Genomic DNA, 11835 nt, shown 5'->3' on the forward strand with positions numbered 1-11835 from the left:
CAACATACCCATGGTTTCACGAAGCGGTGGGCATTCATTGATAAGGCACAGTTATAAGCGCAAATCAACTAGCCTATTGGGTAATCATGATTGAGGGGATACTGACTCTAACCAGGAGTAGTAGGTTTAGGAGCGTTGACTTTAACCTCGGGGACTACCTACTATCAGCCATGAGGATTGGTAAGGCTTATAATGGCTTAGTTGCCGGTAAGGGTTTACTGCGGGATATGAGTGTTGAGGATGCTGAGAGGCTGCTTAATGATTGGGACAAGGTGACTCAACTTTTAATTAGGGTAACTGGGTCAAACTTCTACACCTTCGTGGGTCCATTTAGACTGAGCAACTCTAGGATCGACTTCAGGATTTACGTTGACGTGTTTAAGGAGGTTAAGGTTAGGTTAACGCCAAGTTACATTCAATTAACCTCACAGGACTTCAGGAGGAGGTTTAGGGGTAGGGTGCTTCAGAGCATTATTAAGGATACTGCTGACTGCATAAGTAAGTATACTGGGATTAGCGGTTAATTCACTGCCTCTGCTGGGCCTTAGCCTGCTGAGCCCTCCACCTGACGCAACCACGCCCAGTGCACCTTGAGCCGTAGAAGCCAACCTTCTGCCCAGGTGGTGCATTCCTCTTAACAGGGGTACCACCCTTCTGGTGACTACCACCGCCGTGTGGATGGGCATAGGCGCTCATCGCCTTACCACGGACCTTCGGGTACTTCCAAGCCTTAGCCTTGGCCCTATGGTACTTGTTGCCGGCCTTAATGAAGGGCTTCTCAATCCTACCCCCACCGGCCACTATACCCACTGTTACCCTCGCCCTTGAGTCAACCTCAATGGTCTTACCGCTGGGTAGTTGAATTAAAGCGGTGGAATCCCTATGAATCATAACGACGCCGTATGTCCCACCGGACCTAGCGAATTTGCCACCATCACCAACAGTCTTCTCTATGTTGCACACCATCGTGCCCTCTGGTACCTTAGCCACCGGCAGTATGTTACCGGGTTCAATCTTTGCATCAGGCCCGAACTCAATTATCTTACCCACGTAGATGCCCTCCACAGCCGGCAAATACATCTCCTTACCATTCTCAAGCGCGATTCGCATTGCCGGTGCGTTTAAGCCTGGGATGTGGAGGAGCTCCTTAACTATCCCCCTAATTGTCGTCTTCAATTGATCCTCGTTGAATGGAATATACCTAAGTGGTGCAATCCTCCTCCAGCTTGGTGACCTGAACTGTGAACCACCCCTACCAGCCCTCTGAACCAGCAGTTTCTTACCCATTAACTATCAATCACCCATTAAGTAGGGGCGTTTTAAAAATTATCGCCGTAATCATTTATGCGGCAAGCGCATGGAGGCTCAATCCTTAAATGACCTTAATGAAGTAAGTGGCCAAATAATGACTAACAGGACTTGAGGCATAGGCGCCGATGTAAAGGCGTGAAGCAGATTTAAGGCTATGGTTAGACTGGGCTAGGCTATGTAACTTAGGAGGCCTCTTGATAGTGAAACCACCATGGCGGGTATTGGTATTATGACACCTAAGAGCATTATTATACTCATTAATAATACGGTGTAGAGCGTAATACCCAGCGGTGCCCTTGCACTCAACTCCCTGGACACCCTTATATAGTAGGGTATTGATATAACGGAGTTGGCCACCAGGAATATGGCTAACCATAGCCCTGCTGGGCCTAGGTAAATCAGGGACAGTATGATGAATAACTTGCTCCAGAAGCCAAGTAATGGAGGTGTGCCTATGAATGAAAGCCCAAATAGGTAGCTGTACACGCTCCCCTTACCACCACCCTTGATTATGGTGAAGTAGCCTATCTTGCCCGCCGCATTAACCAGCAATTGGGTTATTAACCCGGCCAAAGCGTAAATTAACGCCTGACTTGCCTGCTGCCCCTTACCTAAGGTGGACTCGTTGATTAAGACCGCCGCTGCGGCTAGCACATAACCCATGTTAGCTATGCTTGAGTACGCCAGGACCCTGGCACTCTCCCTTGACGTCAAGGCACCCACATTACCTATTATCATGCTTAAGGCGGCCATTACGGCTGTTAACCAGTAGGCGAAGCTGACGTAGGCCTCACCTAGGTTTGCCAACACTGGGGCCATTAATTTAACCAGCACCACCAGTGGCATTATCTTAACAGTTGAGGCTAATATGGAGACTGGTATTGGATCACCCGCTGTGAATACGTCAGGTACCCAGATGTGCATTGGGGCGGCGCCAATCTCAAGCATAACTCCAAGTAGCACTAATGTGTAGCCAAGTATGAATAATGGCAACGAGGATGCCCCTATGATGTATGAGGATAGCAGTATCACTGAACCCGTGAAGAATAGTACCGTGGCTATTACAAAGGCGACTATAGCCTTAACAGCCGCATCCAGGTTTTCAGGCCTGGCCCCAATCTGTATTATGAAGTATGAGGCAACGCTAACCACCATGAATAGGCCAAGTAGGAAACCGAAGTAAACCGCCAGGTTAACCGCGCCGGTACTGATTGGTGTGTAGAGTACGTAGGAGGTCACTAATCCGATTACCGTCATCAAGGCGTAATCAAGTCCCCTGTATTGGCTACTCTCCAGGACCTTAAGCGACAATATGTTGCCTATTATCACCACATCAACAAGTATTGGGTAGATTACGTAATTGGTGCTTGTGTATAGGTCGGGTAGGAGGAGTAGTATTGCGGGGATCCATGCATAATCCTCTCTCTTAACAAGCATTAACGCGGCAGTCACTACAACCACTCCTATCATTGATGACAGTATTAACGTGAGGTACTCAGCCATATACGATCACCAGTATTAGGGCTATTATTAGCATTACCACTACGACTATGTATATGTACCTGGCGTATTGGTCAAGCAGCCCAACCTGCACCCTCCTGATGATCCTTGAGAACCCTGTGAACAATGATGGCAGTAGGTCGTTGAATAAGGCATCTATACCACGGCTAATCAGGTATGTGAACGCTGAAAGGGCTTCACCGAAGCCGGCCAGTATAATATCCATCAATGCCTGAATGTAGTACCTACGCTCAAACAGGTTTGTGAGTCCACCAAGTGACTCAGACCTCGGCTTAATCAACACGGCTATGAATATTACCCAAAGCACCACGCCAATGCCTATAACGTAGGCGTCTAGGCCTGGGTTAATTAACACTGAGGGGACGCCTAGGGTAAATGGAATCGCCACCGTGGCTAGGGCTACGGTAGCGGTTATGGAGTATGATATAGCCATGGTTAACCCACCATGCCCCTCAACATGTTTAACCCTCTCCCCCTTAATAAAGTTCAGTGACGTGAACCTAGCCAGGAACGCCACGTACACTACGCTAGCCAATATTAAAAGTGCGTAGGCACCCCACCCAACGTATTGACCGACACTGGACACTACGTCATCCATACCGGCGTGGATCCAGTAGCCGGCCAACGGCGGCACACCACCAAGCGTTATTGCAGCGGCTATGGTTGAGTAGAACGCAAGCTTCATCCTCTTGGCAAGTTCAAAATCCCCTGCGTTGAACCTCGTCCCAGTTTCATGGATAAGGTGTCCACTGACCAGGAATAGGGTGGCCTTTGACAATGCGTGAATTATTAAGTATAGGAACGCCACCAGGACGGCTACTGGAACAATGTAACTCCCTATGGTAACCGTACTGTTGATGTACGGTGACACGGCGGTTATCCCCATCATTAACCCCAGGGATGCCATAGTGGACCCTGCAAGTATAACCTTCCTCTCGTTAACGGCCAATGCTAGGAGTGAACCCAGTAGGGCTGTTAATAGGCCTATGTAAATCACCACCAGGTACGTTACCAATACCCCTGGTGCCGATAAGGCGCCTGCATCGTATATTGACAAGGTTAACCTCATGAATATGTAGACACCCGCCGCTACCATGGTTGCTGAGTGGAGTAGTGCAGAGACACTGGTTGGGCCAGTCATGGCGGTCAGTAACCAGTCATTGAATGGGAACTGGGCACTCTTGGTGAATGGCCCTAGTAGGAATAGTATGAGTAGCGCCGCAGTCCCAGCTACGCCGATCATATTGAATAAACTACCCCAGTTGACGGCCCCACTACCGGTGAAGTTCAGGGAGTGGCTTAGTACCCCTATGGCTGCTATTGCACCAAGCATGAACATGTCGCCGAATCTTATTGTGGCTATAGCCCTATATGCCGCATAGGACGGCGTCGTCCACGCGGGCCTACCAAACATTAAGTCGCCAACCTTACCCACGAAGGTTAATTCATCATCATCCTTGTACCAATTCCCTATCAACGCCCATGAGCTTATACCTAAACCCTCCCAGCCTATGAACATTAGGAGTAGGTTATTTGAGTAAACTGTGAGTAGCATGGATGCCGTGAATAAGTTGTAGAAGAACCAATACCAGCCGAGCCTATAGTCCTCAGCCATGTACTCAAGACTATACACGCCTATTATGAAGGCTAACCAAGCCGTTAGCAACCCCATGAACCTGCTTAGGAAGTCCACTACGAAGGAGACCGTTATCTCAATGCCATTGAACCCACCCGCACTGGGTGGTATTGTTATCCATGGGTAGGAGAACGTTAATGTCTTCATTGGGTATGCTAAGGCCATGTAGGTCGCGGATAGGGCCGATATGGCCAAACCGATGACGGCCAAGTAGATCAGCGGCTTAGCCCTATGGGCATCTTGGTTAGTAAGCCAGTATACCGCTATTGGGGCTGCTAGTAACACTGGTGATAGTAATATTAGGGATAGTACAATAGATGCGCTAAGCATGGGCAACCACCCCAATCACCGAGACCTGTAGTGAGTGAAGTAGTGCCGTTGAGAATGGTGGAAAGAGTAGCAGAACTGATGTGAAGCCCATTATGTACAGCGGGATGTACAGTAGCTTATCCATGTGAACCTTGGTATACGTCCCTCTTGGCTGACCATAGAACACGCGCTTAAGGGCCCAGAACCCGTAGTAGGCCGTTAGTATGAACAGCAGTGCTAGGCCTATAAGGACCAGTAGGGAGCCTGATAGGGAATATGAACCTAAACCAATGGTGGAGGTTAAGCCTAGGAATAGGTAGAACTCAGCCAGTAAACCCACTGTGAACACCCCAGAGAGACTTAACCAACCCATGAGTGCGGCATTGCTGATCGATGGTATGAAGGTGTGCAAGCCCCCCATCTTATTAATGTCCCTAGTCTCGTAGGCGGCTATAATGGCGCCCGAGGTCATGAAGAGTATTGCCTTACCTAGGGCATGAGCCATGTATTGTAACGTTAACCCAATTATGCCGTATTGACCTAGGGAGAGACCGACCAGCAGGTAAGCCATGTTGGCTACGGTGGAGTAGGCTAATAGCCTCTTATAGTCACCTTGCCTAAACACTGTAAACCCGGCTAAAATGCCCCCAATTAATGCATAGGCCAGCAGGTACTGCCTTATGGAGTCTATGAACTGGGGGGACACTAAGTACAGCCTCGCCAGTATGTAAGCCGCTAGGCCGACTGTTAAGGGGCTTAGTAGAGCTGACACTGACGTTGGCGCCTCGGCATGAGCCCAGGGTAACCAGACATGGGGGCCGTATGATGGCAGTTTTATTAAAAGGCCTATTAAGATTATGAGCCACGCCAGGGTTGGTATTGCCCTTAAGGCTGCAATGTTAAGCGTACCCAACGTGTAGGCTATTATCACGATTCCAATTAGGAAGAGGACCCCAGCCACGTGAGTCCACACGAAGTAGAGTATGCTAACCCAACGCCTATTACCATAGCCGTAGAGGTATATTAACAGAAATGAGAATACTAAGGATAGTTCAAGGGCTATGTAGGTCAGGAGTAGGTTGTACGAGTACACAAGCCATGCCATTGATACTGAGTAAAGGTTGTACAAAGTATAGAAGGTTCCCCAATCAGATTCACCACCTATACCCAGTTCCTTAAACCTATGCTCCATGTATGGGTATGATGCAAGGGCAACCATTGCGGAAACGAGGGATATTGTGAAACCAAAGCTATTACTAAGGCCATCACTAATGAGGTATAGGTTACCTATTGGGCTGGGTAGCGAACCAAGGGGTACCAGTACATTGAGGCCGAGGGCTAGGCCGTATATTGAGTATGCCACCAATGGCAGGAAGAGTATTACCGATGAGTATAGCATTACCCTCCTATTCATGGATGTAAGGGAGATCACGGCGGCAAGTATTGGGAGTGATAGCGCAGTTAATAGGAAGTAGTCAGTGCCGGTGATCATGGCTTATCACCTCCAGCTAAAACCCCCCTCGTCTCTATACTCCTCCTTACACGGTCAATTGCCAATATCGCTGTTATTAACGCAATGAACTCCGCTGCAGATGTAATTACACTTATGGTGATTATTACGAAGGCTAAGTACGGCTGATATACGTAGAGCATAGCCGCCGTTAGGAAGACGGAGTTAAACATTAACTCAAGCCCTATGAGCAATCTGATTAAATCCCTGGCATTTATGACGACGGTTAACCCTATTGCTAAAATCAATACTGCAGTTACTATGATGGAGACCGAGACCCCGATCATCCCTGAGTCACCTTAAGGTACCTTATCGCTATGGCCATTATGACTGATAGGAATGATACCAACAACACCAGCAGCATCACCATATCGCTGCTTAACACATCACGAGCTAGTTGAGCTGGGCTTATGCTTGATGGGTACACTAATGTTGAGTAGGCGGGCTTAAGTGCTATTAACGCTAAGGTCACTACAACCACGGCTATGCTAATCCACTTGCTCTCGAAAACGGCGTAAGTCACTGGCCTCCTGTAGGTTGCCGCCAGTATTATCGTAACTGTTATCGTCGCGCCAATATATATCATCACTATTAGGACAAAGGGAAGGACCCCATTGAGGACTAGCAATATTGATGCTGAAAAGCCTGAGGCTAGGGCTAGGTATAGGGCTGAGTAAAGATTATCCTTAGACAGCAGGACAGCCATTGATGATGCTAAAGCCAGCACTTCAATGGTTATTAACGCTAACCCAACATCAACCATGATTCCCACCCCCTATCAGCCACCTCCTCAGCATTAATGCTAATTCTCTTTCTTCCATTCATTATGTAGTGGGCATTTAACAACACAGGCATGAAGCTGGACATGGGATGATCAATATTTGCGCAGTTTTTAAGGATTTTCCCATGGCAATACCGATATGTGTTTTATTTAAAAAGAAAGGCCCATTATTGTTATTAATTTTAATATACTTCAGTAAAATATTATTAACATTAAAACCCTGAGATATTAGTAAAATTATATAAATATAATGCTAAATTAACTCTAAGCAAAGTCTCTAATATACTCGCAGTAATGGGCGCTAGGATTATTGCGAGTAGACTTGATGTTAAACCAAGCAGTAACCCGCCTAATACATCAGTTAAATAATGTGCATTCAAGTAAATCCTTGATACTGACACTAATATGGCCTCAGTGAGTAGGATCCAGGACACTAAACCACCCAGCGAGGTTAAGGTGACCAAGGCACCACTGAACACTATCGCAGCGTGTCCGCTTGGGTATGAGTAGCCGCTTGCAATTAAAATAGGTTTACCGTAGCCTGATTCGTAGGGTCTCTGTCTCCTTACAAGGAGCCTTGTTACGCCACCTATTACGTAAGCTATACCCATGGCTATTGTTAACTCGAGAAACGGGGCCCACAGTCTCATCACCAGCAGAACGAGGTCAACTAGACCCCATGTGTAGAATCTGCCGTATTTAGTGAGTAACACAGCCGCATAGTCAATGGCTTTTAACCTCCTAATGCCGCTTACCCACGACGCCACGGTTACATCTATTTTGTTAATTGGTTTTAAGCTCACTAATATGGTTACGAGCACGTAGAGGGACCCCAACATTACTGATGTTAATAGGTAATCCACGCCACCCTATTGGTGGCGCGTTATATAGGTATTACCTCCTGGGCTTATGTTCAGGCTTACCGCTGGGCCTGCCATGAGGCTTTTCAGCAGGTTTCCTTGGTGGTGGCTTGGCGTATATTGTTTTAACCTCCTGAACCCTCCTCATAAACTCCTCCTTAAGCCTTGGGGCAATGAAGTTTCCAGTGAAGGCATCCGCCTTAGCCGCTATGGCCAGTTTAGCCGCAAGGGCCCTCGCTATCTTCCCCCTCTGCCACCTAGGTGACCTGAATATCTCAGGGTGCTGGAATATGACCCCATGCTTAGGTGGCCTCCCCCTACCCCTAAGCGCCCTAAAGAGCGCCTTCTCGGCTCCAAGGACCTGGATTGTTGATGCCGGCATTAGGGCTAGTTTCATTAGGCTACCCGCCAGTGCCACTAACCTAGCCCCCAGTAGGGAACCCGACAACTCCCTTATGTTAGGGGCAACGTCCTTCATGGCGTCGTCTATGTAGTCCGTTAAGTTACCCCTAATCGTCTGCATGTCCAGGTACAGCTTGGCCAAGGCCTTAATCTGCTGAAGATCCCACTCCGTTATGGATGCCCCAACACTCCTCGACGCTGCCTCAGCTATCTTAGCCGCCCTGTCCTGCCCAATTTCAGGTAATGCATCAAGTATCTTATCCCTCGTGTAGTTTGACCTATCCCCAAGCCTATAGACCAGTGTGGCGTATTCAGTATTATTCCGTGTCAGATTCTCCAGTTCAGGGAAGTGTATCCCGTACCATTCCCTTAGCCTTGAGGCCACTAGGTTAGATATCTTATCAATGTCATCAACTGAGTTCACCGCCTGGGCTATAAACAAGTCCCTCCTCTCGGCGGATTGCCTCAACTTAAGCCTGGTTTGAATGACAGATACCTCATAAACCCTCTTAACGTACTCCTCGGGTTCAATACCGTAAACCTCCTTAAGGTACTTACCCCAAAACTCGTCTCTAAACAACCTACCCACGTTGGTGGGTAGCTCAGCCTTAATTTCAACCCCCTTAATGGCGTTGGCTAGATTCCTTGCCAACTCCTTATGTTCAATGTAAACTGTGGATACGCCAGACTTAGCTAGTCTATTGATAAAGGCCAGTAACTCCTCGGTGGGTTTACCAACCTCTATGCTATTCAGTATGTTAGCTATCCTCTGTGAGTCATAGTCGTAGACTAACTTATCCATAACTTTACCATCCTCGTTAAGCGCGATTATACCCAACGCATCCAGCACCACGTACGCTACCGAGCCCACACTATCACTCAAATTAAGGGTATTATTAAATATTATGCCCATGGCTTAATTCCAGAAATTACTATGTAGAAATAGGAAATGCCCCGCGGCTCGTCCCCAGGCCTCATAGGGGGGTTACACCCCACTTAGCCTGGTCCAGTTTATCACGGCTTAGCGCACTTTATAAACCTTAACCTAGGTAACCCCCTATGCATAGGGAGGGGTTGAGATGCCCTAAGTGCGGGTCGATGAGGATAAGTATAGTTGCAGGTGGCCAATTTCAGCTTAAGTGCATGGACTGTGGCTACACCTGGTCCCCGAACCTAGTGCCCAGTGGCTACATTGAAGTTAACGGTAGGTTAATCCACTGGACCGAGGTTGAGGCTGCGGTGGAGAAACTGCTCAGAGAGCTTAGGGATGCCTTAGAGGGGGCTGTTGACTGCGAAGGTGTTAAGGCAATAATAGCCAGGTACATTAATGTGCTTGATGCGGACAGGATTAGTAAGACTGTTAGAAACGCCTTGGTTCAGGCTGAACCCAACCTAAGGCTAAAGGGGCGTTCATTCATGGAGAAGTACAGTAACTCGGTAATTGAATGCGTTAACGGTTACCTGAACTGGCCTCCTCCCCGCCCTTAAGGGTGGGTGTTGCCTTAAAACGGGGAGGTTTCCTCGCCCAGTCTTCATTGGCTCCTCTGGCTGGGTTCATGGGAGTGCCCCGGGCCAGCACTGCGGGGCTTTGTTCGAAGCTGGCCCTTGCATTCATCATGATGAGCCATAGAAGTTGAACGATATTCTGTGGTATTATTGGGTTTGAATCGCCTTCGTACTCTCTCCAATCCATTTCTAGCTTCATGTTCCACCACACGCCTTTGACCCAAGCCTCTGGTGTAATCTTCCAAGCCATGTTCATTACCGAAGCATGGTCCCTATTCACGTAGTGACCCCTTGGGCAGTAAAGAGTATGCCAATCATCTGTTTTCTCAAGCCTTGTGAAGTGTATTGGGCATACCCTACTATTGCGGTATGAGGAAACACGAAATATTTTAGAGCCATGCTCCAAGGCCTTATCCTCAACAGCCTCCTCAATACTCTTGAATGGTGTCTGTTTTATTCTATGCCTCACCTCGTCCTTCCCAATCCCATTAATCATCGATTCCTGCGGGTTGTCGCCAAGCTCCTCGGTTACGATGATTCCTGGTGTTTTTGTTAATTCATTAGCCACATGCCTAACACGACCAATCTTCTTATTCTTCTCACGTAGCCTTTTTACAACCTTCCTATATTCCCTGGTGTTCGCTATGTTCACGTACTTACCATTTGGTAATGTGAAGTGTGGTTTTAACCTCTCAATGATTGCATTCCTAATCCTTTCATACCTCTTAGCTAGCCTGCCAAAGTCAGTCTTAATCGTGTAGAACTGTGGCGTTAAGTATTGTTTGTTCCATTTCGCTACTTTGTTCACAGTGGTTTTGATATCAAGCTTACCCACTGCAACGGTATTCTCGTTGATGTCGAATGCAACAATTGATTTAAGCTCTTCCTCCCTGGGCTTCAACTCGAAGATGAATACGGCATACCACCTATTTAATCTACGTTTAACAATCAGCGTAGACGCAAGCTCAGCCTCTCCTCTCAGTACCCTCCACCAGTAGAGCCAGAAGCGCTTATGTGGCTTTATCCAAACCTCCCTCCTCCCACCGAGCAGTGATAGGCTAAGCCTAACCGGGGCTATTGACTTAACGAACTCCTCATAATTCCAGGTCGTTATGACAAACCTAATCGAGACGCTCCTAACCTCAGGGTAAGGCTTGCTCACCAAACCCCTCCTTCTTCTCATTGTGAATGACTTGGCGATTTGCGCTGCTTGCCTAATCGCTTGAATTATTAAATGTGCGTGCAAGCCTTGGTACTCACTCCTATACTTGCTGTAGAACAATCTCTGGAGTTGGGTTGGGTTCGTAACATTATTCGTAACAGCGTATTCAACAACCTCACGAACAATGTTAAGGTACATGGCTTCAACTGAATAAAGCAACCTATTAAGCTCCTTAGCAACCTCCAACTCAACAGCCACAGACCTACGCAACAACAAAAGAAAGAAAAACACCCATCTTAAAAACCTTCACCCCAGAAGGGCGAGACTTAACCATTATTGTCAACTAAGGTTACTTAATTCATGCAGTTAAACATAATGCCAGCATCCCCAACACCCATGCAGCCCCAATTAATCGCCCCATGTAAAACCCTTAGACAAGGTGTGGTGAGGGGTTATAATGGCACCGTACACACTCACATGATCTCTATCTGGGCGCTGCATGAGTATTCACTACCCCCCTCATCCCTTGGTCTCCAAACTATGGTGTATTTACCCTGCTTAACCTGCGCGCCACTATCATTTACCTGAAACCAGACAACCATGAATGATGATGATGGTTGTATAAGCACTTGGGGAGGTTCCATGGTGAAGACTACCCTTGATAATGAGTCCAACACCTGCCATGTACCTATGTAGATGGCGCTACTGCTTAGGTTAACTAGGGTAATGTAAACCACCTCCCCAACCCTAAACTTACCCTTATCCACATGAACAATGCACCTACCCATTCGGTTACTATGCTTAATTAACCCTATTTAAACCCAAGCACAACTCCAG

General features: G+C 47.6%; 13 protein-coding genes. 2 read left to right on the top strand and 11 right to left on the bottom strand.

All coding sequences use genetic code 11. From position 1 onward, the window contains the following. Window positions 1-86 precede the first annotated feature (86 nt). On the top strand, window positions 87-524 hold the full coding sequence (locus AAX04_RS04270; protein WP_066794505.1) for a hypothetical protein: 438 nt from the start codon (window positions 87-89) through the stop codon (window positions 522-524). Between the two features lies 1 nt (window position 525). On the opposite strand, the gene AAX04_RS04275 is transcribed toward AAX04_RS04270, so the two are convergent. The 9 genes from AAX04_RS04275 to AAX04_RS04310 all read right to left on the bottom strand — a co-directional run bounded on the left by AAX04_RS04275 (window position 526) and on the right by AAX04_RS04310 (window position 9201). Continuing rightward, entirely contained in the window at window positions 526-1287 is a 762-nt protein-coding gene (locus tag AAX04_RS04275; RefSeq protein ID WP_066794507.1) for a 50S ribosomal protein L2, read from the bottom strand. 192 nt (window positions 1288-1479) lie between these two features. Further along, window positions 1480-2814, bottom strand: a complete 1335-nt coding sequence (locus AAX04_RS04280) for a proton-conducting transporter membrane subunit (protein WP_066794510.1) — start codon at window positions 2812-2814, stop codon at window positions 1480-1482. Further along, window positions 2807-4798, bottom strand: a complete 1992-nt coding sequence (locus AAX04_RS04285; RefSeq protein WP_066794513.1) for an NADH-quinone oxidoreductase subunit L — start codon at window positions 4796-4798, stop codon at window positions 2807-2809. Before AAX04_RS04285 ends, AAX04_RS04280 begins: the two co-directional genes overlap by 8 nt. After that, window positions 4791-6269 carry a complex I subunit 5 family protein gene (locus AAX04_RS04290; RefSeq protein WP_066794515.1) on the bottom strand — a complete coding sequence of 493 codons (1479 nt, stop codon included), beginning with the start codon at window positions 6267-6269 and terminating at the stop codon, window positions 4791-4793. The genes AAX04_RS04285 and AAX04_RS04290 overlap by 8 nt, the downstream gene beginning before the upstream one ends. After that, complete coding sequence (locus AAX04_RS04295; protein ID WP_066794517.1) at window positions 6266-6574, bottom strand: NADH-quinone oxidoreductase subunit K; 309 nt, start codon at window positions 6572-6574, stop codon at window positions 6266-6268. Before AAX04_RS04295 ends, AAX04_RS04290 begins: the two co-directional genes overlap by 4 nt. Further along, the gene (locus AAX04_RS04300) at window positions 6571-7050 is read right to left on the bottom strand and encodes a hypothetical protein (protein ID WP_066794519.1); all 480 of its coding nucleotides are present in this window, start codon (window positions 7048-7050) and stop codon (window positions 6571-6573) included. Before AAX04_RS04300 ends, AAX04_RS04295 begins: the two co-directional genes overlap by 4 nt. Beyond that, window positions 7032-7154 (bottom strand): hypothetical protein, encoded by a 123-nt coding sequence (locus tag AAX04_RS12465; protein ID WP_255363482.1) that lies wholly within the window; start codon window positions 7152-7154, stop codon window positions 7032-7034. Before AAX04_RS12465 ends, AAX04_RS04300 begins: the two co-directional genes overlap by 19 nt. A gap of 126 nt (window positions 7155-7280) precedes the next feature. After that, window positions 7281-7931, bottom strand: a complete 651-nt coding sequence (locus AAX04_RS04305) for a phosphatase PAP2 family protein (RefSeq protein WP_066794522.1) — start codon at window positions 7929-7931, stop codon at window positions 7281-7283. A 31-nt stretch (window positions 7932-7962) separates the two neighbouring features. After that, a complete protein-coding gene (locus AAX04_RS04310) occupies window positions 7963-9201 on the bottom strand; it encodes a C/D box methylation guide ribonucleoprotein complex aNOP56 subunit (protein WP_238377796.1) in 1239 nt (412 codons plus the stop codon). A 188-nt stretch (window positions 9202-9389) separates the two neighbouring features. Between AAX04_RS04310 and AAX04_RS04315 the strand changes: the two genes are divergently transcribed. Beyond that, entirely contained in the window at window positions 9390-9818 is a 429-nt protein-coding gene (locus AAX04_RS04315; RefSeq protein WP_066794525.1) for a hypothetical protein, read from the top strand. Here the strand turns inward: AAX04_RS04315 and AAX04_RS04320 are convergent. Next, entirely contained in the window at window positions 9781-11271 is a 1491-nt protein-coding gene (locus tag AAX04_RS04320; protein WP_066794528.1) for a zinc ribbon domain-containing protein, read from the bottom strand. The genes AAX04_RS04315 and AAX04_RS04320 overlap by 38 nt on opposite strands. A gap of 200 nt (window positions 11272-11471) precedes the next feature. Further along, entirely contained in the window at window positions 11472-11786 is a 315-nt protein-coding gene (locus AAX04_RS04325; RefSeq protein ID WP_238377797.1) for a hypothetical protein, read from the bottom strand. Window positions 11787-11835: the final 49 nt, after the last annotated feature.

The organism is Caldivirga sp. MU80 (assembly GCF_001663375.1).
GTDB lineage: Archaea > Thermoproteota > Thermoprotei > Thermoproteales > Thermocladiaceae > Caldivirga.

Bases quoted from the DNA above. Each gene is read 5' to 3' on its own strand.
- AAX04_RS04270 (WP_066794505.1), top strand. From the start codon at position 87: ATGATTGAGGGGATACTGACTCTAACCAGGAGTAGTAGGTTTAGGAGC.
- AAX04_RS04275 (WP_066794507.1), bottom strand. From the start codon at position 1,287: ATGGGTAAGAAACTGCTGGTTCAGAGGGCTGGTAGGGGTGGTTCACAG.
- AAX04_RS04280 (WP_066794510.1), bottom strand. From the start codon at position 2,814: ATGGCTGAGTACCTCACGTTAATACTGTCATCAATGATAGGAGTGGTT.
- AAX04_RS04285 (WP_066794513.1), bottom strand. From the start codon at position 4,798: ATGCTTAGCGCATCTATTGTACTATCCCTAATATTACTATCACCAGTG.
- AAX04_RS04290 (WP_066794515.1), bottom strand. From the start codon at position 6,269: ATGATCACCGGCACTGACTACTTCCTATTAACTGCGCTATCACTCCCA.
- AAX04_RS04295 (WP_066794517.1), bottom strand. From the start codon at position 6,574: ATGATCGGGGTCTCGGTCTCCATCATAGTAACTGCAGTATTGATTTTA.
- AAX04_RS04300 (WP_066794519.1), bottom strand. From the start codon at position 7,050: ATGGTTGATGTTGGGTTAGCGTTAATAACCATTGAAGTGCTGGCTTTA.
- AAX04_RS12465 (WP_255363482.1), bottom strand. From the start codon at position 7,154: ATGTCCAGCTTCATGCCTGTGTTGTTAAATGCCCACTACATAATGAAT.
- AAX04_RS04315 (WP_066794525.1), top strand. From the start codon at position 9,390: ATGCATAGGGAGGGGTTGAGATGCCCTAAGTGCGGGTCGATGAGGATA.
- AAX04_RS04325 (WP_238377797.1), bottom strand. From the start codon at position 11,786: ATGGGTAGGTGCATTGTTCATGTGGATAAGGGTAAGTTTAGGGTTGGG.